Here is a 26,180-nt window from a genome sequence, read left to right as displayed (position 1 = left end):
CCCAGTAGGAACAGTGTCCAGTTATAGCGCAGCAATTTATAACGCGACCATGCAGCCATGCCACAGCTCATGTAATGCCTGTGTTTGTGTGAACTTCCACGCCTCTGATCTAAGCATACTGTTTTAACCATGGATGATTTTGTCATGACTACTGTGAATTCCAGCAATACCAATTCTACCCAACAGTTTTATCAGCAATACAGTGCCAATCACTTTTTGCCCAGTATCAACTGGCAGTACCTGTTTAGCCAGAACCAGCTTTTACCGACGCAAGCATTGGCCTTGCAAACCATCTATCAGGTCACGGTGCCTTTGGCACTCACCACCTTAAAACGCCTGAATATTGATATTTTCGCCGAACATGAAAAAAAACCACAGGGTCTGGGCCTGTTTGACAAATTGCGGGCACTGGAACCCAAGCTGATCGAACATTTGGTAGAAGCTTCCAGGCGCATGGATGAAAAAGTACGCCACCTGATCTGGAGCATGATGCTGCGTGGTGGTGCAGTTTTGGCATTTAAGGCCTGGCTGGGTAAAGTGAAAACCAGCGAAGAAAGCATTGATATGGGTTATTTTAACGAACTGGCTGACCTGCTCTGGCTAAAAACCGACCCTTATACCCTGGCAGAACAGTTTGCGGTTGACCCGTATGCCGAGCATGAGCACCTGTTCCTGTTTTATGAAGATCATGTATTGCTGGATCGCTTCAGCAATCTGGCTACGGCTGAGCTGTTTGTGAAACTGGGACTCTATGACCCGGCATTTTTGTGCCTGAATGATGAACAGGTACGCGATCATTTTGTGCAAAAAGGCCTAATCACCCAAAGTCAGGTGGATGATCTAATGGATTCCCTCAATCCGCTATTTACCGACATGCCGCAAAGCCGGCAACGGGTCGTACATTTTTATCATTAATGAATTTTGATGATCAAGCTTATGCTGGGCTAAATGTCCAGCATGGGCTTGCTATTTTAATTTATATGATAATTAAGATAACTCACGAATTTTTATTAAGTTTTTAAGAAAAATGTAGGTATGAGTAAGCCTGAATAGAAAACCAAGATAAAATAAAATCCTGTTTTTCTCCTCTTAATTGCTCATTATAATAATTACCTAACACATTAATCCCATCAAATTCCAATTTAGTTGGAAGAAATTTAATACTCATTAAAAGGCTAAATTTCTTTATATATATAGCATAAACATTTATATCGCTTAAAAAAACGCATCGGTTCCTTTCACTCCCCCTAGCTCTAAAAGTTTATTTTTTATTAACGTGGGATATGAATTATTCCAGTCTATTCTCTTACCAGAATAATAAGTAGGCGCAGGAGTTTCAAATAACTTTATATATTTTTCATTTTTTGGAATTAATAGACTTCTTTCATAAGTAGTTTTTACCCCTTTAAATTCCCCCTTCTCAAGGGGGAACATAGGGGGTTATGAAAGAAGTCTAATAAAGCAACTGCTTTTGTACTTGCAACGCCTAAGCCACTATTTCCAGATCGCATATAACAAAGCTTTGCTTTATTTGTATTTATCTCTATAGAGTCTGTCCAAATAAAACTTACAAGAGGTAGCCCAAAACTTATCATTAAGAGAAACGTGAATAAAAGCCCAGCTTGGGCAAAGCTAATCAGTTTTATATAGGGCTTTATTTGTGTTCTATTCATACTCAACACATTTAATAAAATAATTTTTAATAATATAGAAAAGCCACCTCAACGGATGACTTTAGTTTAAATTAACTTGACTGAAATCATGAACAAATCTATTACAACTTCGGCTCATCCACATTCAACGTACTAATCGCCAGCACCGCCTGCGTGCGGTTTTGTACGCCCAATTTACGAAAAATTGCCGTCACATGCGCTTTAATCGTAGCTTCTGACACATCCAGCATATAAGCAATTTGCTTGTTTAATAGGCCTTCTGCCACCATCATCAGCACCCGGAACTGTTGCGGCGTCAGGGTTTTAATGCGCTCGGCAAAATCGGCCTCGTCACGGGCACGCGGGTCATGGCTACTCATGGGCAAATTGGGCGGCGCCCAGGTATCGCCTGCCAGCACGGCATGTAGCGCTTCACCAATATGCTGCGGTGGCGCTGACTTGGGAATATAGGCCACCGCACCATGTGCCAATGCCCGCTGAATCACCGCTACTTCTTCATGCGCTGATACCACCACAATCGGTATGGCCGGGTATTGCGCCCGCACATGTACCAGCGCGGAAAAACCTGAAGCCCCGGGCAAGTGCAAGTCCAGCAGCACCAGATCGGGTTCCGGGCCTTGCTCCAGCCGGGTATAAAACTCGGTCACTGAAGCCGTTTCATGAATTTGTGCCTGTGGCAGGCTGTAGCGCACTGCGTGAATCAGTGCATGACGAAACAGCGGATGATCATCAACAATCAGGATATTCATAGAGTTCTCAACACCTAACATCCTTATTTCAGTTTAAACACTATGTGGCTTATTCTTACTTAAATCCAGCTTTTATCGTATACCGCCATCTGCGCTATAAAGTAAGAATTGCGTTACTTTATAGCGCAACAATTGTTGTTTAACGGGCCACCCAAGCAGATTGCCAAACAGCAGGCGACTATTAAAAAGCCCCAGATTGACCTTGCACTTGGGCAGATGCGAACCATCGCTTTGCAAGACACTGTCCTGCAAAACGAAGTGGCTCTGCTTTATCCTCTTGGAGAAATCGCACTTGCGTCACAGTGTGACTCATCTCTTGCGCGCGGGCGAATGAGGCATGTATGCCGCAAGGCGTAGCGGCTTCGCTTTATCCTCGCTCATGCATAGCCTTCGCCTTGCGACACTAAAACGATTATTAATCGTTTTTTAACGCGTCTCAGGATAGACAGTAACGATTAAATGCTCGACGACACTTGGGTCAGCCAGCGTTGAGGTATCGCCCAGCGTATCCAGTTCATTGGCGGCAATCTTGCGTAAAATACGGCGCATGATTTTGCCAGAACGGGTTTTGGGCAATGCAGGCGCCCAGTGAATCGCATCCGGGGTAGCAATTGGCCCAATTTCACGGCGCACCCAGTCACGCAGTTCTTTACGCAAGTCTTCGGTTGGCTCGACATCGGCCTGCAAGGTCACATAGGCACAGATTCCCTGCCCCTTGATCTCATGTGGCATACCAACCACTGCTGATTCTGCTACAGATTGATGCGCCACCAGTGCACTTTCCACTTCAGCAGTGCCCAGACGGTGACCAGACACGTTCAGTACATCATCGACGCGGCCAGTGATCCAGTAGTAACCATCCTTGTCGCGTTTGGCCCCATCACCAGTAAAGTACATGCCATTAAAGGTGGAAAAATAAGTGTCAATAAAACGCTGATGATCGCCGTACACGGTACGCATCTGGCCGGGCCACGAGTCAATTAATACCAGATTGCCCTCGCATTCGCCTTCCAGAATATTGCCTTCTCCATCCACAATGGCAGGCTGCACGCCATAAAACGGTCTGGTGGCAGAACCAGGCTTCAGTGGTGTAGCCCCAGGAATTGGCGAAATCAGGATGCCACCGGTTTCAGTTTGCCACCAGGTATCTACAATCGGGCAGCGGCCTTCACCAACGACGTTGTAATACCATGACCACGCTTCCGGGTTAATCGGTTCACCCACTGAACCCAGCAGACGCAGACTATGACGGTCACTTTCACGCACATAATGGTCACCTTCGCGCATCATAGAACGAATGGCAGTTGGTGCGGTGTATAAAATGGTGACATCATGCTTGTCGATGATCTGGCCAATCCGTGCCCAGGTTGGATATTGCGGCACGCCTTCAAACATCAGCGTGGTGGTGCCGTTGGCCAGCGGGCCATACAGCAGGTAGCTGTGACCAGTAATCCAGCCCACATCAGCAGTACACCAGTACACATCATCGTCACGGATATCAAATACTTCACGGAAAGTGGTTGCCGCATACACCAGATAGCCACCCGTGGTGTGCAATACACCTTTGGGCTTTCCGGTAGAGCCTGAGGTGTACAGAATAAATAAAGGCGCTTCGGCATCCATCGGCTCTGGCGGGCAGTCTTCATTGACCTCGGCAATCGCTTCGTGATACCACACATCCCGTCCTTGCTGCATATGGGTCGGGTGTTCGGTGTGATAGACGGTAATCACACTGGTAACGCCTTCGGTGCCCGGCATTTGCAGTGCCGCATCCACATTGGTTTTTAGCGGAATAGTCTTGCCACCGCGCAGGCCTTCATTGGCGGTAATCACGACGCTGGACTGGCTGTCTTCAATCCGGCTGGCCAGTGAATCCGGTGAAAATCCACCAAATACTACACAATGCACCGCACCAATGCGGGTACAGGCCAGCATGGCAATCGCTGCTTCGGGAATCATTGGCATGTACAGGGTGACGCGGTCACCTTTTTTAACGCCCTGCTTTTTGAGCACATTGGCAAAACGGCAAACTTCCTGATGCAGTTCGCGAAATGAAATAATCTTGTGGCGATAGGGATGATCACCTTCCCAGATAATGGCGGGCTTGTCGGGATGATTGGCCACATGCCGATCCAGACAGTTGGCCGACACGTTCAACTGGCCATCGCCAAACCATTCCACATGGAAATTATCCTTGTCAAAGGACACATCACGCACCTTGGTAAATGGCTTGATCCAGTCAATGGATTGCGCCTGTTCACGCCAGAATTGCGCATTGTCTGTGACCGATTGCTGGTACTTGGCTGCATAATCTTCGGCAGTAGTACGGGCGTTTTTTAAAAAATTGTCGGGAACAGGATAAACTTGTTGTGACATAATCACTTCCTTGCAAGATTCTCTTTTAATGGCATGTAACCGGGAATGCCTTTTCCAATAGCATCAGGAACTTCTGTATCCTGATGAGTATAAAAATAATCACCCCGAGTATTGCAATCTGTTGAATGGCATGACAATCATGCTTTGGTAGTAGTCCCACTATGAAATACGACTTTTGATCTACCGCGCACTGTTTTAAATAATCATTGGATAGGTTATTTCTATTAGCTTTAAAGTAGTGCAAAACTACTAGTGCCACCAGTGCTATTTGTAAAAATTTGCATGAGTTTTTCTGCCAACTTAAATTTTTAAGCTGGCTTAACAACTACTTAGTTGCGCAATAAATGCGGTGGCCTGCTTCTTGCTTAATCATGTCTATAAGAATGACTGTTCCGTATAGCCATAATTTGCTCCTTCGCCTCTTTAATTGAGGCGATTTTTTTATAAAAAAAACCGTAACGCAAGGTTACGGCCAAGGAGAACTTTAAAATCGTTTTTTAGCGTTAGGCTTAAAAGTTATAGCGCGCCATCAGGTTAAGGTGCGATTGCTTGCCCTCATCGCCATTAAATACTTCGCGGTTGCCATAGGTATATTCACCGCCCAGATCGATACTGGACACTGGCTTGTAGAACAGGTTAAGCGAAGCCTGTTTTAGCTCACGATTGGCGCCCGGATTGGCAATGGCAAACTGGCTGCTATCCTTAAAATCCACCCAGCTTAATGCCACGGTACTGCGCATTTTGGGATTAAAATTATGGGTCAGGCCCAGTTGTGCACTGTTGTATTCATCAAAATACAGGTCGCCAGTGGCTGCATTCACGGAAAATCCGGTTCCTGTACCATAGTTAAAGCTGCCGTCACCTTTCACATGGAAGAACTGGCCGCTAAGCTTGTTGGCGGGATCAAGCTGATACCATGCCCCAATGGCTGCACCGTAGCCTGCTTTCTCGTCTTCAGTATTTTGAACCTGGCCATTCACCGTACTGGTGGCCACACCGCGTTTTTCATGTAGCATGCCACGCACGGCAAATGCGCCCTTGCTGTCTGGTAGTTTGTGTTCCAGCCGGGCTGTTAATGCCGGAAAACGGGAATCCGAATTGCTGTCTTCCTCACCCGCAATGGTTAGAGAGGTGGCTGTACTTAAGGGATGGGTATAGCGAATCTGGGTTGCACGCCGGATGGATGTGCCGGTAACGCCATTAAAGTCTACGGTTTCAGCCGCATATTCCTGCCCCGTAAAAGGCGACCAGGTTTGACCAAACAGCCAGTTGCCCGTTGTCAAATAAGCATGGCGAATCCGAAAGGTGGCTGCGCCTGTACCACCATTGCCCCAGAAATCTCCTTCAATTTTTCCGCCGACATCACCGATGGCGGTTGGGGTTTTAAAGTCCACGCCCACCCGGGTAACAGCGGCAGTAAAGGCCGTCTTGTTTTCAACTGGGTCGCTACTGTCCAGTGGCTGGGTATGCAAGTTACTGAATTTGCCAGTGGGCTGGCCCTTAAAGTCATGCAGCATATCGGCACGAATAAAGCCATAGACCTTGGCAGCAGTTTTGCCATCAGGTAACACAGCCCAACCTTCTGGATTGCGGCTCACCGGAACAGCCGGCATGGGCTGGCCTGCGTTGGCACTTTGCGCAGGGGCAATGCTGGCACTGGCTGGTGCTACTGCCGTTGCTTCCAGTGCAGGTTCGGTGCTGCTGGTTACAGGCCTTGCAGAAGGGCTAACGGATTGCTGGGTTTGTTGCTGTGCACTCAGTTGCTGCACGATTTGCTTGAGTGCATTGACTTCCTGTCGCAATGCTTCAATTTCAGTTTGGTTGCTTGTTGTGTCGGTGGTAACTGCATGACTCGTGCTACAAAAGCTGGCAGCCATAATGGCAAACACTGCCATACTGAGCACTTTTGCATGTGGTCTATTGCTACTTGATACGTGGCTCGTTAATTGTTTCATCACTCACATCCTATGCCTTGTTTTATCACCTTTGCCAACTACAATCCCACCCGGAGAATGAGGCCATCATTGGCTTTTTTTATGATTTACCCTGTGCGTTATGCTTTTTTAATATATAAGGTCTTATAATTATTACTATTCACCCAAAGTATTAGATGCACGATGAATTTAGCCATCGTTAAAATACTCAATGTCACACAACGCAACATACCCGTACGGCACAATAAGCCGTGTCAGCACATTCTGGAATTGCACCATGGCAGAACAATCCATTCGTGAAGCAAGCGAAAACACCGCAGAGGCCATTAGTGATGCGACTCAGGCAACGGCCACACTGGTGCAAAAGGCAGGTAAAGCAACCACACACAAAGTGCTTGAAAAAGCCACTGAATACAAAGATGTGTACACCACCGTACACGAGATGGCACAGCATTTCTGGGAACGAGTACCCTACCTGCTAATTGCCCTCACAGTGTTTATCCTGTTCTGGCTGATTTCCAAGATTTTTAAATTTTTTGTGGTCAAAACCTTAAGTGGACGGGCCAAGCGCAAGCAAAATCTGGTGCTGGTGCTTAACCGGATTGGCAGTACCTTCATTGTGTTTATCGGCTTTATGATTGCGCTGGTGATTGCCATTCCCGGCTTTACCCCGGCGCAACTGATTAGTGCCCTGGGGATTGGCTCGGTGGCAATTGGTTTTGCCTTTAAGGATATTTTTCAGAATATGCTGTCCGGCATTTTGATTTTGCTGGGCGAACCATTCCGTATTGGCGATGAAATTGTGTCCGGCACCTTTACGGGCGTGGTGGAAGACATCCAGATTCGGGCAACCTACATCCGCACTGGGGATGGCCGCCGTATTGTAATTCCCAATGCCAACCTGTTTACCAATCCGGTGACGGTAAACACGGCCTTCGTCAAACGACTGTGTACCTTTGATGTCGGCATTAGCTATCAGGCCAATATCCAGGATGCAAAAACCATTATCCTCAATGTCATTGACCAGATTCGCACCATCCAGTCGCAGCCTGCCCCATCGGTTCAGGTGAAATCACTGGGGGATTTTGCCATTATTCTGGGCGTGAACTGGTGGGTGGATGTGAAGGAAGTGGGAATTGGTGCATCGATTGATGAAGTACAAATTCTGGTGAAAGAGGCGCTCACCACCAAGGGTATTAATATTCCCTATCCCATTCAACAACTGGTGGTGGACCAGAGTACCGTCGTGCCCGGCAGCGAAAACAATGACTTGACCCCGGCAAAAAGTGAGTTTTAACCATCGTGATTTAAGCAGCCTGCTAAGCCTAATATTTAGCTTAGCCAAACAATTAGCCTAGCCAAACAATCGGCCAATAATGCTGGACACGGCGGTTTCAGTGCGCAGGATTCGCGGGCCAAGGCTGGCGGGCTGACAGCCGTTGTGCTGCAGTAAATCAATTTCAAACGGAATAAAGCCGCCTTCCGGGCCAATCACCAGCACGCAAGGCTGGTTTATGGCAACAGGCATGGGCTGGTCGGCATACGGATGTGCCACAAAGGCAGGTTGATCTGCAATCAAACCCGGCAAGATGTCTTCCACAAAAGGCCGGAAACGCTTAAAGCATTGCACTTGCGGCCAGATTGTGTCTCCCGCCTGCTCCAGCCCCAGTTCAATATAACTGTCCAGTTGCTGCAAAAATGGCGTTTGCCAATAGCTTTTTTCCACCCGGTAGCTATGCATTAAAATAAGCTGATCAACACCCAGCGTGACTGCATCCATGATCAGCCGTCGCAACACTTTTGGCCGTGGTAACGCCACAATCAAGGTTAGGGGTAACTTAGGCGGTGGCGCCTGATCCAGCACGATATGATTCAGCAGCAGTTGCTGGTCAGTGATGCTTTCAACCAGCGCGGTACCCTTTAAACCATTCTTTTGGCCGATCTTGATGGTATCGCCCATATTTAACTTTAAATGCTCACGGATATGGCCAAGCCGCCGTGCATCCGTAATACGGGCGCACTGATCTTGAATTTGGGTGGGATCAAGCAACAACAGGTTCATGGTGAAAAGACAAAATTTGCCGGGTAACTTAAAACCCGTCAGTGTAAGCCATTTAATCTGGCCCAGTCTCGTTAAATCATTGCCTTGTCAAATCATCTGTTCAAGCTATTTAACGCTTTTTTAACAGGCCATCATCAATCATTTGCTGAAAATGCTGATGCAAGGTTTCTTCAATAGGCCGGTAATGAATCTGCAAGGTCTGGCGAGAGCGGGTATTGTCAAAACGGATGGAATAGCCCACGTTCAGCTTGACAAAACGGCGACTTACACCCGCTGCAATTGGCCCCACCAGCCAGACCAGCGCCTTAGGCAACAGCGTTCTGGGCAAAGGGTATTTGGGGAAATATTTTTTCAGGATTTCTGCCATGGTGAGCAGGCTATAGGTGCCTTCACTCACAATATAACGGCCTTCGGCTTCTGGCGTGAAACCAGCCTGAATATGCGCCCGCGCCACCTCACGCACATCCACCAGCCCAAATTCCAGATCCGGCACGCCAGTTCGTTGCTTGCCACTGCCCAAATCCTGCATCACTGAAATACTGGTGGACTGGGTTTTTTGAGTTAAGGCTGGCCCCAGCACCAGTGACGGGTTAATCGTGACTAGATCCCATTGTCTACCATTTTTAGGTTGTTGGTCGTGGATTTGCCATGCCTTGCGCTCCGCCGCCACCTTGGAAAATGAATAGGGCTGATGGCTCACGCTACTGGTGTTGTTCCAGTCCTGTTCGGTAAAAATACCATTGGGGGTTTCTTCAATTTCAATGTTATCGCCAAACACAGAAGCCACCGAACTGGTGAGTACCACACGTTTGACTGTACTCACCTCATTGCAACTGCGCAGCACATTTTCTGTTCCCTGTACTGCGGGTTTGACCAGTGCTTCATTGGCATCCTTAAAACCCTTGATAATAAAGGGTGACGCGGTATGAATTACCAGCTCGCAACCTTCAATGGCGGACTTAAAACTGCCCGGTTGCAACAGGTCCGCTGCAAATAGCTTTAAGGTGCCGGTTGTGCCTTCGGCAGCTTTTTTTAAATGCGCAACCGATTTTGCATTGTCCGGATTACGCACCGTGGCATGAACAGTCAGGCCATCTTCCAGCAGGTATTTGACAATCCAGCTGGCAATATAGCCGGACGCGCCGGTGACGCAAACGGGTTTGCTTTTATCAATGATGGTGCTCATGCTGGTCTTCCTTGTTATCACTTAATTTATTAATGCCTACATTATTTTAGCCGGATGCAGGATTGGGTTTAGCGTTGTCAGTCGGCTTGATTACAGAATCATCTATGAATCAGGCGGTCTTGAGTTTACGCCTGATTTTGTGAATTTGACCAGATTTTGCCAGCATGTTTTGTTGAAAACTGAAAAGAAAGCTTATGGTTGCCTGACAAAAAACTGGCCTTAGCGTTCTGTAAGACTTTAATATTTTGTTAGATTTATCTTTCAGGCAGTGTGTCTAATTGCTGAATGAGCGCTAATTGCCGATCCAGCGCACCCTGGTTGGCCTGCATCACCTGCAAGCCCGCAATACTGGCCTGCTGGGCTTGTGCCGGCTGTTGTAGCCAGTTTAGCCACACACTCATTAATTCTTCCGCATTGTCCACCTGCGTCAAGGCATGGGCCTGCATGAGCTGCTCAACAATCACCTTAAAATTAAAAGTATGCGGCCCCATCACCACCGGCACGCCCAGTCGCACGGGTTCCAGCGGATTATGCCCGCCAGTGGGACTGAGTGAGCCGCCAACAAAGGCCATGCTGGCCAGTGCATACCACAGCCACAACTCGCCCATGCTGTCCGCCAGATAGACCTGTGTATTAGCTTCAATTTTCTGTTGCTGGCTGCGGCGAAATACCTGAAAATCCTGCTTTTCAATCAGCTCGGCTACCCGGTCAAACCGTTCAGGATGCCGTGGCACCAGTATTAATACTACGTCAGGATATTGATCTAAAACTTTGGGAAACTGCGCCAGAATCTGGGCTTCTTCCGGTTCGTGCGTGCTGGCAGCAACCAGTACTGGACGCTGAGCCAGTTGCCATTGCTGTTTTAGCTGCTCTGCCTGCTCTAATAAAAATTCAGGCGGCTGAGTATCAAACTTGATACTCCCCGTCACCACCACCTTTTTGGTGTCCGCACCCAAGGCAATAAAGCGCTGTGCAGTGGCCTGATCCTGTGCGGCAATACAGCTGAGTTGCTCCAGCATCGGACGGGTAAGGCGGCTAAATTTGCCGTAGCCTTTGGCCGAGCGTTCCGACAGGCGGGCGTTGAGCAACATACTGGGAATTCCAGCGTCATAGGTTTGTGCCAATGCATTGGGCCATAATTCGGTTTCAATTAAAATAAACAGGCGCGGCTTATAACGCTGCAAAAATTGTTCCATTAATGCGGTGGTATCTACTGGCAAAAAAACTGCTTCAAACAACTCAGGATAATTTTGGGCAAACAAAATTTTGGCGCGTGCCTGTCCGGTACGGGTGGTATTGGTCACCAGCACAGGTTGGCCCAGCTTTAAAAAATGTTCAATCACAGGCTGGGCGGCATTGGTTTCACCGACTGACACGGCATGAATCCAGATGACCTGCTGATTTCTGTTTAGCTGATTTGTAGCTGGCTGATGTTTGCGCTGCTGGTTTTTAGCCACGGATTTAACCGCAAAACGCTCAATGACTTCATCCTGATAATCCGGCTGTAGACGCGAACGCTGCCACACGCGCAGGCGATACAGTGGCAACACCAGCGCCAGCAGAAATTGATACCAGAAAGGAGGTTTTTGCACAGGTTTCGACATAGTCAAATATCAAAGAAGCCGCATGCTGCCAGCAACACGCCGCTAACGAAAAATAAAGTGAGCAGAGTGTAGCCTGCCTGAGTCTATAAACCAAAATTTTACGCAGTCTTTTGCCCAAAACTGATGTTTTTCTTATCAATGTTTCTCTAAAAATACAACGTTAAATAGAATCATTCAAAACAATTATCCCCCTTGATACAGGGGGATAAAACAACGCAAAATTGAGCTGGATTGCTTTAATCGATTATTGATTAAGGAATGGATAATCCGTATAACCTGTTGCACCTTCAGCGTAATAAGTGGCAGGGTTTGGGGTATTCAGCTCAGCTTGCTGCTTAAAGCGTTCCACCAGATCCGGGTTGGCAATAAACAGCTGGCCAAATGATACGGCATCCGCCTCACCCAGCTCTAATAAGCGTTCAGCCTGTTCACGCTCCAGCTTTTCATTGGCAATAAATACCCCACCAAATTTTTGCTTGATCAAACCCGCCAGGCTGTCATCAGCGACATACTCACGGGCAAAAATAAACGCAATCTTGCGCTGGCCCAGTTGTTCAGCCACATAACCAAAAGTTTCTACTGGATTGTCATCACCCATGTCATGCGAATCACGACGTGGTGCCAGATGCACGCCCACCCGGTCTGCGCCCCATACGTCAATCAGCTGGTCAGTTACCTCCAGCAACAGGCGTGCCCGGTTTTCCACAACGCCACCGTATTCATCATCACGCTGGTTGGTTTTGCTTTGCAAAAACTGGTCAATCAGGTAGCCATTGGCACCATGCAGTTCCACCCCATCAAAACCAGCCGCCTTGGCATTAATCGCTGCCTGGCGATAATCCTGCACAATCGCTTTGACTTCTGCCGTGGTCAGCGCACGCGGGGTCACATATTCTTTTTTGGGACGTACCAGACTCACATGGCCTGCGGGCTGAATGGCACTGGGCGCAACTGGCAATTCGCCATTTAAGAAAATCGGGTCAGAAATACGCCCTACATGCCACAACTGCATGACCATGCGGCCACCCGCAGCCCGTACAGTATCAGTAATTTTTTTCCAGCCTGCCACTTGTTCTTCCGACCAGATGCCCGGCGTATCGGCATAACCTACCGCAGATGGCGTAATGGCCGTGGCTTCGGTAATGATTAACCCTGCACTGGCACGCTGCACATAGTATTCCTGCATCAATTCATTCGGAATACGTGATTCCCCGGCGCGCGAACGGGTGAGCGGCGCCATGACCAGACGATTGGGTAATTCAAGGGCACCCACAGTTAAAGGCTGAAACAAAATGGACATAACAACTCCTGTGACCTGTATTTATTGACGTCAGGTCTTACAAATCGCGTTGTAAAGATTGCAGAAATTGCTGAATGACGGCTTCATTACGCTGGTAAAATGACCACTGTCCGACTTTCTGACAACAAATCAAACCTGACTTTTGCAATACAGCCAGATGATTTGACACCGTTGATTGCGACAAACCTGTCTTGGCATCAATCTGTCCGGCACATACCCCATAGCTTGCAGACACATGCTGGGTTGGAAAATAATGTTCCGGCTGCTTCAGCCATTGCAATATTTCACGACGCACCGGATTGGCCAGCGCCTTTAAAATCGCTTCGCTATCAATCTGACTGGTCATGCACTTATCCTCAGCGTATGTCGTTAGCAAGTATTGTGTCTTGCCAGCACTATTATAGCCAATTCATTCTGCTTTTCTGCGCAGGATTAATATATAGCACATATTCGATATATGTATCGTTTTTTTTAGATATATATATCGTAAAATTGAAATAAGATGTATCAAAAAAAAGGGCAATGTTATATTGCCCTTTCCCTGCAAATATTTTTCTATCCGAATTTGTGGATCAAAGCCCCATTTTTAAACTGGCTTCAATAAATTTATCCAGATCACCATCCAGTACCGCACCGGTATTGGAATTTTCTACGCCAGTCCGCAAGTCTTTCACGCGTGAATCATCCAGTACGTAGGAACGAATCTGGCTACCCCAGCCAATATCCGACTTGGTGGCTTCTAGCGCCTGTTGGGCTTCATTACGCTTCTGGATTTCCAGCTCGTACAGTTTGGCACGTAACAGCTTCCAGGCACGGTCACGGTTGGCATGCTGGCTGCGTTCATTCTGGCAGGCCACCACCGTTCCTGTGGGAACGTGCGTCAAACGCACTGCCGAATCGGTCTTATTAATGTGCTGGCCACCCGCACCGGAAGCCCGGTAAGTATCAGTGCGGACATCGGCCGGATTGATATCAATTTCAATATTGTCATCCACTTCTGGCGACACAAATACCGCTGAAAACGAGGTATGACGACGGTTACCGCTATCAAATGGCGACTTGCGTACCAGACGATGCACGCCGGTTTCAGTTCTAAGCCAGCCAAAGGCATACTCGCCTTCCACCCGGATAGTTGCACTTTTAATCCCGGCTACATCGCCATCAGATTCTTCCATGACTTCAGCCTTAAAGCCATGACGCTCAATCCAGCGCAGGTACATGCGCAGTAACATGGAAGCCCAGTCCTGTGCTTCTGTACCCCCGGAACCGGCCTGAATATCCAGAAAGCAGTTATTGGGATCCATCTGGTTACTGAACATGCGGCGAAATTCCAGCTTGCCCACTGCTTCATCGGCGGTTTTAAGCTCACTATCCACATCATCCAGCAGGCTTTCTTCATCTGCTTCCACCGCCAGATCCAGCATGGCTTGTGCATCTTCCAGCTGCTGGCTTAAATCATCCAGTACACCCACAATATTTTCCAGCTCGCCCTTTTCCTTGGCCATTGCCTGTGCACGGCTCTGGTCATTCCAGATGGCAGGGTCTTCTAGTTCGCGTAATACTTCTTCCAGTCGCTCTTTTTTATAGTCGTAGTCAAAGATACCCCCTAAGCGTTTGACCACGCTCACGCAAGTCCTTTAACCGAACCAGATACGGATTAATTTCCACAATACATCTCAAAACAGTCATAAATGAACCTGAATTTTAGCACGTCCACCTCATTGCTCAACAGCTATACCCTTTTTCAAAAATATCTAAACGTCTATTTCTTTTTTTAACACTGGCTACAAAGTGCAGCGTTGTTATTCATATTTTTAAGTATGGCCTTGGTAAACAACCCGAGAAATGGTTGCATAAATGTTACAAGTTAGGGCAAAAAACCCAAAATATTTACAAAATGTGTGTCATATCAGTGCATAACTTTATAAATTAAAATATTAATTCATTGAAATACTTCATAAAAAGTAGCTAAATTGCAGTTAACGGGTTCAGGTTTGACTAATTTCTTACGCGCTGTAAGATGGCAAATGTGTAACAAATAATTTCATTCTTTTTGGAGAGATATCATGAAAAAATTAGCGCTGGCTGCTGCACTATTGGCCACTATGTCTGCAGCAAATGCCTATCAAACTGAAGTAGGTGCGGATTACACTTATTTTGATAATGATAACAGTGACAGTGTGAATGCATTTGGCCTGGATGCAACCTACTACTTCAATCCAGTAACCGACAACAATGCGCCATTGGCTGAAGCTGCTTTTATGAACCGCGCCAGTAATGTTGGTGTCAATGTTGCTACTGATGATGCCGATGACGAAACTACTCAATATGGCATTAAAGGTGAATACTACGTACCAAACACTGACTTCTACGTGTCTGGCAACCTGTCACGTGTTGAATTTGATGACGACCATGCCAATCAGTATGGTGCTGAAATCGGTTATTTCCCTGCACCAAACTTCCTGATTGCTGCGGGACTGGTAGGCACTGAATATAATGACGACAGCAACACTGATCCTTCTATTCGTGCCAAGTATGTAACCCGTGTGGGTCAGCATGACTGGAATTTTGAAGCGGGTGGCGTATTTGGTGATTACGACAGCTATAATGTAGCTGCTGATTATTTTGTCGACAATACCTTTAGCATTGGTGGTCAGTATGAAAACACTGACTTAGGTGCAGGTGATTACGATGTATTTACGGTTCGTGCGCGTAAATTCATTAACCAGCAAACCAGCGTCCAAGGTGAGCTAGGTTTTGGTGATGACACCAACACTGTAGGTATCCGCGGAACCTACCGCTTCTAAGGATTAATCCTTTAAAAAAAGCCGCTACTCATGATGTCTAGCGGCTTTTTTATGGCTTCTTTTAAGGTATGCCGTTTAAGTCACAATTTCAGCATGTTGTATCAGCAATTGTAATCGTTGCCTGCCCTGATATTCATTAATATCCAGTTGATAAGCCAGTCGAAGCTTGGGCATGGTGTCAGGCCAGTGTTGTCGCTTGGCATTAAAATAAATGGCATCAATACGCTGCTTATGATCAGGATGCTGTAACAACAGTTTCAAATGCTTGTCTTGCAACCAGCGATATTCCAGCACCTTAAATAGCCCTTCAAATAGCGGTGCAGGAAAACCCTGTCCCCACGGCCCGGCATGCGCAAGGTCACGCGCAGTATCCAGACTAAACTCATGGACTTGCAGTTCGCCATCCGTCAATAGCCGCGCATCAAACAGGCTTGGATCATGTTCTGCAATAATTTGCTGGAAAACCTCTGTAAAAGCTTCAAATTGCTGGCGCGGTAAGGTTAATCCTGCTGCCATGGCATGCCCGCCAAAATGACTCACCAGCTCAGGATACTGTTCAGCTACCCGCTCAATGGCATCCCGAATATGAATGCCAGCAATGGAACGCGCCGAACCTTTGACAAACAACCCATCTTCACTGGGCGCAAACACAATAGTGGGCCGGTGAAACTGCTCTTTTAAGCGTCCGGCCACAATACCAATCACGCCCTGATGCCAGTTGGGTTCAAACAGCACAATGGCGGGTGGAATATCGCTCAGGTTGCTATAGGCCGAATGTGCCAGCAAGTCCAATGCTTCCTGTTTCATTTGCGCTTCGACCCGACGGCGCTCACGATTCAGCTCATCCAGCCGTTGTGCCAGCGGCCATGCCTCATCAAAGCTATTAGCCAGCAGGCAATCAATCCCAATGCGCATATTTTCCATACGTCCAGCGGCATTAATGCGCGGGCCAATCACAAAACCCAGATCCTGCGGGCTAATTTTATAGGTTTCACGGCCTGCAACTTCCAGCAGGGCCAGCACACCGGGGCGACATACCCCCTGCCGGATACGCTCAACCCCGGCAGCCACCAGAATGCGGTTATTAAAATCCAGTTGTGCAACGTCAGCCACCGTACCAATGGCCACAATATCCAGATACTGGGTAAGATTAATACTGGCTTTGCCCTGCTGTTTGCGCTGGGTTGCCAGTGCAGCCAGCACATAAAAGGCCACTCCGACACCAGCCAGTGCCTTGCTACCAAAATTGCATTCCGGCTGGTTGGGATTTACGACGGCTGCACATTCTGGCGGTGTTTTGGTGGTCAGGTGGTGGTCAGTAATAATCACCTTAATTCCGGCTGCATGCGCGGCTTCTACTCCGCTATGACTGGAAATGCCATTATCCACCGTCACAATCAGTTGCGGCTGGTATTCATCAATGGCCAGTGCCACAATTTTCGGAGTCAAACCATAACCATACTTAAAGCGGTCTGGCACCAGATAGCTAACACAAGCACCCATCTGGCCCAGTGCCAGCATCATGAGCGCAGTGCTGGTTGCGCCATCAGCATCAAAATCACCTACGATCAAAATCCGGGTTTGCTGATCAATGGCCTGATCCAGCAGCTTAACTGCACAGTCCAGTCCTTTCAGCTGTTGTGCGGGTATCAATTGATTGAGTTTAAGGCTCAGTTGTTCAGCCGAATCGACACCGCGCGCTGCATACAGCCGGGCCAGCAAGGGAGAAATATGCTCACCCAGTTGCCCGGCAACAGGCGGACAAGGACGGGCAATTAACTGGTATGAGGACATGGCGAATGCAAAATGGATCCACAGGACGATATAGGCTGCAAGCTATCATGTAATCCGTCATGACGGAAAATAATAGCAACAGAATTTAAGGCATTAAACGCTCAATACGCCAGCCTGTGTCGCTCAAACTATCAGGAATGTATTTTAAACGGTCGTGCAGGCGGTTGGGACGCCCTTGCCAAAACTCATAAGAATTGGGCTTAAGGCAATAACCACCCCAGAATACCGGTTTTTCAATATTGGTGGTGTGTTCAAGCTGGTGGTTTAAATCGGCAAAGCGCTGTTCCAGCAATTCACGACTTTCAATGATGCCACTTTGCGGGGTACTGACATGCGCGGCAATCTGGCTATCCCGTGGACGCTTATGATAATACGCGGTGGATTCCTGCTCGCTAATACGCTCAACCGATCCATGAATGCGCACCTGCTGTTCCAGTGCAGGCCAGAAAAACAGCAGCTCGGCATACGGGTTAGCCGCTAAATCCTGCCCTTTCTGGCTGTCATAATTACTATAAAAATAAAAACCATTTGCGTCTGCACCACGCAGTAACACAGTACGGGCATGCGGACGGCCATTGCCATCAGCGGTAGCCAGCGTCATGGCATAAGGCTCGGTAACCTGTGCCTGCAAGGCATGATCCAGCCACTTCAGGAACTGGTCTAAAGGATCGGCGGACACATCATGCACCTGCAAACTGCCTTTGCCATAATTTTGCCGTAATTCGCTGAGATCCTTTACACTCATACTGCCCTCGCCTGCTTTGACCTTGGAATCATACTGCCAGCACTGCACATTTCTTAAATTGCTTATGCAGCAATGGCACGGCTACGGATCAGCTCAGCCAGTTGTTTGGCCAACTGGTCGACCTGCGCCTGCGTTTCACCTTCAACCATGACCCGGATCACTGGCTCAGTGCCTGATTTGCGAATCAGCAGGCGGCCACGTCCGGCCAGTTGCTGTTCTGCTTCATCAAATGCCTGGCTTAAGGCCGGGTCGGCATACGGATCAAGCATTTGCGCCAGTCGTACATTCACCAGCGCCTGCGGTAAAATGCTTAGCCCTTCTGTCAGCTCATGCAGTGCTTTTTGCTGTGCCACCATTTGCGCCAGAACCTGCAAGCCACAAATCAGTGCATCGCCGGTGGTGCTTTTATCCAGACATAAAATATGGCCGGAAGGCTCACCGCCAATTTGCCAGTGGCTTTCTTCAAGCTCTGCCATCACATAGCGGTCACCCACCTTGGCCCGCTTAAAGGCAATATTGTGCGCCTTTAGCGCCAGCTCTAAGCCCATATTGCTCATCAGGGTACCAACCACACCATCAACGGCACAGCCGGCCTGCGTGGCCAGAATGTATAAAATGGCATCGCCGTCCACCAGCTTGCCGTGCTGATCCACCATGATAATACGGTCAGCATCACCATCCAGTGCAATGCCCACATCTGCCTGATAATCCACCACGGCTTTTTGCAGGCTTTCCGGATGAGTAGAACCACAGTCAGCATTAATATTCAGGCCATCGGGCTGGCTATGCAGTGCAATGACTGTTGCTCCCAGTTCACGCAAAATGGCTGGCCCCACCATGTAACCGGCACCATTGGCACAATCAATGACAATCTTCAGGCCTGTCAGGTTTAACTGATACGGAAAGCTGGACTTGCAGAATTCAATATAACGGCCACTGGCATCCTTGATCCGGTAGCTTTTGCCCAGACGGTCAGGTGCAGTAATTTCAATAGGCTGTTCCAGTTCGGCGCTAATGGCATTTTGTAGCTCATCAGGCAATTTTTTACCTTCCGCAGAAAAAAACTTGATGCCATTGTCAAAATAAGGATTGTGCGAGGCTGAAATGACAATACCGGCATCCGCATGGAACGCCCGGGTTAAATGTGCAATGGCTGGGGTCGGCAGCGGGCCAAGCATCAGTACATCCACACCAGCCGCGTTTAGGCCAGCCTGCAATGCTGCTTCCAGTACATAGCCAGACAAGCGGGTATCCTTGCCCATCATCACTTTGGCCTGGCCTTTTTTCGCCTGACTGGCAAACACGCGTCCTGCCGCAAAGCCCAGTTTTAATGCAAATTCTGGAGTAATTGGGTCTTCGCCAAATTTTCCACGAATGCCGTCGGTGCCAAAGTGGCTCATGTTCTTTTCTCGCTAAGATTATTTAGTGCAATACCAAACCTTGTAGGTTAAAACAAAGTTTACTTAAAAATTTTAAGTTTTTGTAAAAATTAAATTGAGTAAAACAAAAAACCGCCAAAAATTTTGACGGTTTTTAAGGCAAGCTGAAGCAGGTTCAGGCCAGGCTAAAATTAGCCCACCCGGTAGTTTGGCGCTTCCTTGGTAATGGTCACATCATGCACATGCGATTCTTTCATGCCTGCTGCCGTAATTTTCACAAATTTCGGTTCGCTGCGCATGGTGGGAATATCCTTGGAACCAGTATAGCCCATGGATGAACGCAAGCCACCCACTAACTGATGCACAATACCGCTCATCGGACCTTTATAGGGCACGCGGCCTTCAATGCCTTCCGGCACCAGCTTTTCCACACCTTCTTTGGCATCCTGGAAATAACGATCAGATGAACCCGTCGCGCCAGCCATGGCACCCAGTGAACCCATGCCACGGTACGCCTTGTAATAACGGCCTTGGAACAGCTCAACTTCACCCGGTGCTTCTTCGGTACCTGCCAGCAGCGAGCCAATCATAATGGCACTGGCACCAGCAGCAATGGCCTTGGCCACATCACCAGAATAACGGATACCACCGTCAGCAATCAGCGGAATTTGTTCATTTAAGGCACGCGCCACATTATCAATGGCTGAAATTTGTGGCACACCAATACCCGCCACAATGCGCGTGGTACAAATCGAACCAGGGCCAATCCCAACTTTTACCGCATCGGCGCCGGCATCCAGCAAAGCCAGAGCAGCATCACCAGTGGCAATGTTGCCGCCAATCACCTGAATATGCGGGAAATTCTGTTTTACCCAGCGCACGCGCTCAATCACGCCATGCGAGTGACCATGCGCCGTATCCACCACAATCACATCGGCACCGGCTTCTACCAGAGCTTCCACGCGGGATGGCGTATCAGCGCCCGTACCGACAGCTGCACCCACTCGCAAGCGACCCTGATTGTCCTTGCAGGCATTGGGATATAACTCAGCCTTACGGAAGTCATTGACGGTAATCAGGCCTTTTAAAACAAAGTCATCGGCAATCACCAGCACTTTTTCAATACGGTGCTGTTGCAGCAGTGCCTTGATTTTTTCATTGGATTCGCCTTCACGCACGGTCACCAGTTGATCCTGCGGGGTCATGATATTGCTCACCGGCTGGTTCAGGTTGGTTTCAAAACGGGTATCCCGGCCTGTCACAATACCGACCACCTTGTTGCCCACCACCACGGGTACGCCACTAATCTTGTGCGCATGGGTTAGGGCAATCAGTTCACCCACCGTGGTATCTGGCGATACAGTAATCGGGTCTTTCACCATGCCGGCTTCGTATTTCTTTACCCGGCGAACCTCGGCAGCCTGCGCGGCAATATCCATATTTTTATGCAAAATGCCAATACCGCCTTCCTGCGCAATGGCAATGGCCATGCGGGATTCGGTGACGGTATCCATGGCAGCAGAAACCAGCGGAATATTGAGTTCAATTTCACGGGTCAAACGTGTCTTTAAGGAGACATCTTTTGGAAGAACATTTGAATAAGCAGGGAGTAACAAGACATCATCGAAGGTTAACGCTTCTTGAACGATGGTCAGCATAACAGTCTCACTGGTTAGTTTCGTGCGGCATTATAACCGAAAATCCGGGATAAACGCGACGGGGTTTTAGCATTGCCATGACATTTCACTGGTTTTTATCCAGCTCACTGGATTTTCCCTGCTTTAAGTGCTTGAGCATTTAAAGCAGGAAAAAATACCAGTCTGTCCAGATTTAACCGTTGAAAAGCCAATAACGCCCCAATTAACGCATGAGAGCCTAATACTGCCTAATAGTGCGCTCTATCAAACTGTACTTACAGCAATACACGACGTATATCAGACAATATTTCGGCCAACGCGTGGGTAAAGCGGGCGGCGTCTGCCCCATTAATGACCCGGTGATCATACGACAGCGACAACGGCAGCATTAGGCGCGGCTCAAAATCCTGACCGTTCCATACAGGCTGCATGCTGGCTGGCGAAATCCCTAGAATAGCCACCTGCGGCCAGTTCACCAGCGGCGTAAATGCCGTACCGCCAATACTGCCCAGACTGGTAATGGTAAAGCTGGCACCTTGCAACTCCTGTGGCTTGAGCTTTTTATCACGGGCCTTCTGGCTCAGCTCGCCCAACTGGATGGCAATGTCCTGAATGCTCAAGGTATCCGGATTACGCAACACGGGCACAGTCAGTCCATCTTGCGTTGCAACGGCAATGCCTAAATGAATTTCATTGCGCAGCACAATGGATTTCTGGTCATCGGCCAGATGGCTATTAAAATAAGGTTCTTTTTTCAGTAAATACGCCACAGCTTTTACAATAAACGCCAGAATAGTCAGGCTGATATTCTGTTTTTTATAATCGGCTTTAAGGGTATTGCGCCAGTTTTCCAGTTCGGTGATATCGGCTTGGTCAAACTGCGTGACTTGCGGAATATAGTTATTCAGAGAAAGTTGTGGGACAGACACCTGTTGCAGGCGTGACATTGGCTGAAGGGTGCTGCCGCCAAACTTTTCAAAATCCGGTAAGGCTGGTAAACCATTGCTAGCCAATACAACATTTTGGCCTGAAGTAGCAGCTTTTTCTGTACTCAATGTATGCTTAACAAAGGCAAACACATCTTCCTTGAGAATGCGCTGGTTGGCACCCGATGGTGGGACTTGCGCTAGTACCACACCCAATTGCCGGGCCAGTTGTCGTACTGCCGGACCTGCATATACCTCAGCATTGGCCTTGATTTGTTCAGCACTTAAGGCTTTATTCTGCTGGTTTTGCTGACCCTGTATATTTTTTACGGAATGATTAGAGGCATTATCCTGTCCAGTGTTCCGGTCTTGCTGAGCAGATGGGGCATGCTTATTTGGTCGAGGCGCTATAGCGTGTGCCATTTTATCTGGTTCAGTATTTTTGCTGCCTGCCAGACTTTTTGTATCTGTCTCATTGTGCTCAAGGCTTAAAATGACCATGCCCTGTTTAACTTTTTGGCCAGTTTTCAGCTTGATTTCCTTGACCGTCCCACTCACTGGACTGGGCACTTCAACACTGGCCTTGGCCGATTCCAGCACAATCAGGCTTTGATCCTTTGCAATGCTGTCACCCACACTCACCAGAATTTCTGACACATCCGCTTCATCCACACCCAGGTCAGGTACTTTAACGTCTTTTATTCCTGATTCAGAGGCCGGTTCATCCTGCTCAGTAGCCATTTGTTGTTCTGGCGCGACCTGATCTGATTCGTCCACATTGCTGTTTTCAGTGGGAGTTGGCTGCTCAGCCGTATCACCTTCCAGCTCAAACAGCATATCGCCCTGCTTCACGCTTTGGCCCTGTCGGATGGCAATGGCTTTAATTATCCCACTGGCCGGACTGGGCACTTCCACGCTGGCTTTCGCCGACTCCAACACCAGCAGACTTTGTTCCTTTTCAATACTGTCGCCGACTTTTACCAGAATTTCTGATACATCTGCGCTATCTACACCTAGATCAGGGGCTTTAATATCCATACTGCTTACTCCTGTTCTGGTGTGCTGTCAGTTTGTCCCAAGGTTTGGCTTGGTTTTTCTGGGTCTGGTTGTTGTGGGCTTGATTGTTGTGGACTTAATAGTTGCACATTTTGATTGGCTGAACCGGGCGCTTCATTTTCGGTATTGGTTGAGGCATGGGCATTGTCCTGATTGATGCTGGATTTGGCGCTGGTAACATCATTGATCGGTGCTGCTGCTTGAGGCAGCCATGGAGCCGGCACATCCGTTTCCAGCTCAAAACTGGAAATCGCATCCTTCACCATGCGACGATCCACTTCACCTTCGTCCGCCAGTAGTTTTAAGGTTGCCACCACAATATGCGCGGCATCCACCCCAAAATAGGCACGCAGGTTTTCCCGGGTATCCGAGCGGCCAAAACCATCGGTGCCCAGCGTCACATAAGGGCGGCTATCCGGCAGATAAGCACGAATTTGCTCACTGTAAGCCCGCACATAATCAGTGGCAGCCACCACAATGCCCTGATGATTCGCCAGCTGCTGTGCCACCCACGGCACCTGAATGTCTGATTCTTCACAAATTGGATGCAGGCGGTTTTGCAGCTCGCACTTCATGCCATCACGCGCCAGTTCATTAAAGCTGGTGACACTCCACACATTGGCATGAATGGCGTACTCATCCTTTAAAATTTGCGCGGCTTTTTGCACTTCACGCAGGATGACCCCGGAACCCAGCAACTGCACGGTGGCCTGCTCATCCTCCTGTAACAAATACATGCCACGGCGAATGCCCTCGGAAACGCCTTCCGGCATGGCAGGCTGCACATAGTTTTCATTCATCACCGTGAGGTAATAAAAAATACGTTCCCCGCCGCCAGAATCGACTGGCCCATACATGCGGCGCAGGCCATCCTGCACAATCACTGCCAGTTCATAGCCAAAGCACGGATCATAGCTCATACAGTTGGGCACCGTATTGGCCAGCACCAATGAGTGTCCGTCCTGATGCTGCAAGCCTTCACCATTCAAGGTGGTGCGGCCTGCGGTTGCGCCCAGTAAAAAACCCTGTGCCTGACAATCCCCCGCTGCCCAGATCAGGTCACCTACCCGCTGGAAACCAAACATGGAATAAAACATGTAAAACGGAATCATGGGCAATGCATTGGTAGAATAACTGGTGCCCAGGGCAATCCACGCACTGAGCGCCCCGGCTTCATTAATGCCTTCTTGCAGCATGTGGCCGTTTTCAGCCTCGCGGTAGCTCATCAGCTGCTCGCTGTCTTCCGAGGTATACAGCTGGCCGCTGGCCGAATAAATCCCCAACTGGCGAAACATGCCCTCTAAACCAAAAGTACGCGCTTCATCCGGAACAATCGGTACTACCCGGTCACTGAGCGCCTTGTTTTTCAGCAAGGCTGATAAAATCCGCACCATCACCATGGTGGTGGAATATTCCTTGTCACCACTGCCTTCAATAATTTGCTGGAAGCTGTCCAGATCAGGGATGGCAAGTGGCTCCGCCTTTTGACAGCGCATGGGCAAGTAGCCACCCAGGGCTTCACGGCGTGCACGCATATACTTGATTTCAGCAGAATCCTCATCCGGACGGTAAAATGGCAAGTCCGGCAATTGCGCATCAGTTAAGGGCAAGTTAAAGCGGTCACGGAAATATTTTAGCGCCTCAGCTTGCAATTTTTTAATCTGGTGGGTTTTATTAATACTTTGGGCTTCTGCCGACAAGCCATAGCCCTTGACTGTCTTGGCCAGAATTACAGTGGGCTGGCCCTTGCCCTTCACAGCTTCGGCATAGGCAGCATATACCTTAAACGGATCATGGCCACCGCGATTCAGCGCATCAATGTCCTCATCGCTCATATCCGCAACCAGTTCTGCGGTTTCCGGATACTTGCCAAAGAAATGCTCACGGGCAAACGCACCACCCTTGGCTTGATACAACTGGTATTCGCCATCAACTGCTTCTTCCATGCGTTGTCTTAAGGCGCCGGATTTATCGCGTGCCAGCAGCGAATCCCAGCGACGGCCCCACACCACCTTGATCACACGCCAGCCTGCACCCCGGAAAATCGATTCCAGCTCCTGAATGATCTTGCCATTGCCACGCACCGGGCCATCCAGCCGTTGCAGGTTACAGTTAATCACCCAGATCAGGTTGTCCAGCTTTTCGCGGCCTGCCAGTGCAATGGCACCCAGACTTTCCGGCTCATCCATTTCACCATCGCCCAGAAAGGCCCAGACCTTGCGGTTTTCATCCTTAATCAGCTTGCGGTTGGTGAGGTATTTCTGAATATGTGCCTGATAAATCGACATGATCGGCCCAAGACCCATCGATACAGTAGGAAATTGCCAGTAATCCGGCATCAGGTATGGGTGCGGATAGCTGGACAGCCCTTTGCCGCCCACTTCACGCCGGAAATTGCTCAGTTGCTCTTCATTAATCCGGCCTTCCAGAAAAGAACGGGCATAAATCCCCGGTGCCGAATGGCCCTGGTAATAAATCATGTCGCCGCCAAAACGATCACTCGGTGCGCGGAAAAAATGGTTAAAGCCCACATCATACAAGGTCGCGCTGGAGGCAAAGGTCGCCAGATGGCCGCCCAGATCATCACTTAAATTGGCACGCAGCACCATGGCCAGTGCATTCCAGCGAATCAGGGCGCGAATACGGCGCTCCATGTGTGCATCACCGGGCAGGCCTGCTTCTTCATCAACCGCAATGGTATTTAAATACGGTGTATTCAGGCGCTGGATAGGCACATGACGTGCAATGGCTTGCTGGTATAACGCTTTGAGCAGAAAAGCAGCACGTTCAAGGCCCACATGCGAAATGACCGAATCAAATGCATCCTGCCATTCCTGGGTTTCTAGCGCATCCGGGTCCTGATAAAACGCCATGCTGCTCTCCTTTTATTATCAATTTTCTAATGTTGGTGCCACTTACCTTACGGACTTAGCATAGCGGGATTCAATAGGC

The 26,180-nt window shown here is 48.7% G+C and carries 17 protein-coding genes and 1 pseudogene; 3 read left to right on the top strand and 15 right to left on the bottom strand.

The genetic code is table 11. The features are described 5' to 3' along the window. Positions 1–144: 144 nt before the first annotated feature. Positions 145–915 carry a hypothetical protein gene (locus tag Q337_RS0111710; protein WP_034280252.1) on the top strand — a complete coding sequence of 257 codons (771 nt, stop codon included), beginning with the start codon at positions 145–147 and terminating at the stop codon, positions 913–915. Positions 916–1,774: 859 nt separating this feature from the next. On the opposite strand, the gene Q337_RS0111690 is transcribed toward Q337_RS0111710, so the two are convergent. The 3 genes from Q337_RS0111690 to Q337_RS0111670 form a co-directional block, all read right to left on the bottom strand. Continuing rightward, entirely contained in the window at positions 1,775–2,422 is a 648-nt protein-coding gene (locus Q337_RS0111690) for a response regulator transcription factor (protein ID WP_026471746.1), read from the bottom strand. Between the two features lie 426 nt (positions 2,423–2,848). After that, entirely contained in the window at positions 2,849–4,798 is a 1,950-nt protein-coding gene (gene acs / locus Q337_RS0111680) for an acetate--CoA ligase (RefSeq protein WP_034280191.1), read from the bottom strand. Between the two features lie 509 nt (positions 4,799–5,307). After that, entirely contained in the window at positions 5,308–6,753 is a 1,446-nt protein-coding gene (locus tag Q337_RS0111670; RefSeq protein WP_156935787.1) for a DcaP family trimeric outer membrane transporter, read from the bottom strand. Between the two features lie 256 nt (positions 6,754–7,009). Here Q337_RS0111670 and Q337_RS0111665 point away from each other — a divergent pair, with 256 nt between their 5' ends. Beyond that, positions 7,010–8,029, top strand: a complete 1,020-nt coding sequence (locus Q337_RS0111665) for a mechanosensitive ion channel family protein (protein WP_051526829.1) — start codon at positions 7,010–7,012, stop codon at positions 8,027–8,029. Between the two features lie 57 nt (positions 8,030–8,086). Here the strand turns inward: Q337_RS0111665 and Q337_RS0111660 are convergent, their stop codons facing one another. The 6 genes from Q337_RS0111660 to prfB all read right to left on the bottom strand — a co-directional run bounded on the left by Q337_RS0111660 (position 8,087) and on the right by prfB (position 14,552). Continuing rightward, positions 8,087–8,794 (bottom strand): 16S rRNA (uracil(1498)-N(3))-methyltransferase, encoded by a 708-nt coding sequence (locus Q337_RS0111660; RefSeq protein ID WP_026471740.1) that lies wholly within the window; start codon positions 8,792–8,794, stop codon positions 8,087–8,089. Positions 8,795–8,903: 109 nt separating this feature from the next. Further along, positions 8,904–9,968 (bottom strand): SDR family oxidoreductase, encoded by a 1,065-nt coding sequence (locus Q337_RS0111655; protein ID WP_026471739.1) that lies wholly within the window; start codon positions 9,966–9,968, stop codon positions 8,904–8,906. 266 nt (positions 9,969–10,234) lie between these two features. Next, positions 10,235–11,590, bottom strand: a complete 1,356-nt coding sequence (gene waaA / locus Q337_RS0111650; RefSeq protein WP_407636777.1) for a lipid IV(A) 3-deoxy-D-manno-octulosonic acid transferase — start codon at positions 11,588–11,590, stop codon at positions 10,235–10,237. Positions 11,591–11,828: 238 nt separating this feature from the next. Next, a complete protein-coding gene (locus Q337_RS0111645) occupies positions 11,829–12,884 on the bottom strand; it encodes an alkene reductase (protein WP_026471737.1) in 1,056 nt (351 codons plus the stop codon). 37 nt (positions 12,885–12,921) lie between these two features. Then, positions 12,922–13,218 (bottom strand): ArsR/SmtB family transcription factor, encoded by a 297-nt coding sequence (locus tag Q337_RS0111640; protein WP_228133128.1) that lies wholly within the window; start codon positions 13,216–13,218, stop codon positions 12,922–12,924. Positions 13,219–13,456: 238 nt separating this feature from the next. Beyond that, a protein-coding gene (gene prfB, locus Q337_RS0111635; RefSeq protein ID WP_211253614.1) for a peptide chain release factor 2 occupies positions 13,457–14,552 on the bottom strand; the annotation gives its coding sequence in 2 pieces (ribosomal slippage) (positions 13,457–14,479 and positions 14,481–14,552; 1,095 coding nt in all). A 398-nt stretch (positions 14,553–14,950) separates the two neighbouring features. On the opposite strand from prfB, the gene Q337_RS0111630 reads away from it, so the two are divergent. Further along, positions 14,951–15,691: a putative porin gene (locus tag Q337_RS0111630; RefSeq protein ID WP_026471734.1), complete on the top strand. Its 741-nt coding sequence runs from the start codon at positions 14,951–14,953 to the stop codon at positions 15,689–15,691. A 75-nt stretch (positions 15,692–15,766) separates the two neighbouring features. Here Q337_RS0111630 and recJ read toward each other — a convergent pair whose 3' ends face one another. From recJ to aceE, 6 genes and pseudogenes are all read right to left on the bottom strand, one after another. Further along, complete coding sequence (recJ, locus tag Q337_RS0111625; RefSeq protein ID WP_026471733.1) at positions 15,767–17,485, bottom strand: single-stranded-DNA-specific exonuclease RecJ; 1,719 nt, start codon at positions 17,483–17,485, stop codon at positions 15,767–15,769. Between the two features lie 85 nt (positions 17,486–17,570). After that, on the bottom strand, positions 17,571–18,230 hold the full coding sequence (gene pdxH, locus Q337_RS0111620) for a pyridoxamine 5'-phosphate oxidase (protein WP_026471732.1): 660 nt from the start codon (positions 18,228–18,230) through the stop codon (positions 17,571–17,573). 62 nt (positions 18,231–18,292) lie between these two features. Further along, positions 18,293–19,630, bottom strand: a complete 1,338-nt coding sequence (gene glmM, locus Q337_RS0111615; RefSeq protein ID WP_026471731.1) for a phosphoglucosamine mutase — start codon at positions 19,628–19,630, stop codon at positions 18,293–18,295. 170 nt (positions 19,631–19,800) lie between these two features. Then, a complete protein-coding gene (gene guaB / locus Q337_RS0111610) occupies positions 19,801–21,267 on the bottom strand; it encodes an IMP dehydrogenase (protein WP_026471730.1) in 1,467 nt (488 codons plus the stop codon). A gap of 254 nt (positions 21,268–21,521) precedes the next feature. Then, positions 21,522–23,210, bottom strand: a complete 1,689-nt coding sequence (locus tag Q337_RS17610) for a 2-oxo acid dehydrogenase subunit E2 (RefSeq protein ID WP_034280187.1) — start codon at positions 23,208–23,210, stop codon at positions 21,522–21,524. Between the two features lie 194 nt (positions 23,211–23,404). Then, positions 23,405–26,101 (bottom strand): annotated as a pseudogene (gene aceE / locus Q337_RS17605) (pyruvate dehydrogenase (acetyl-transferring), homodimeric type); the annotation flags it as partial. Positions 26,102–26,180: the final 79 nt, after the last annotated feature.

It is taken from the genome of Alkanindiges illinoisensis DSM 15370, from assembly GCF_000619845.1.
GTDB lineage: Bacteria > Pseudomonadota > Gammaproteobacteria > Pseudomonadales > Moraxellaceae > Alkanindiges > Alkanindiges illinoisensis.
This window is presented reverse-complemented; position numbering and strand designations above follow the sequence as displayed.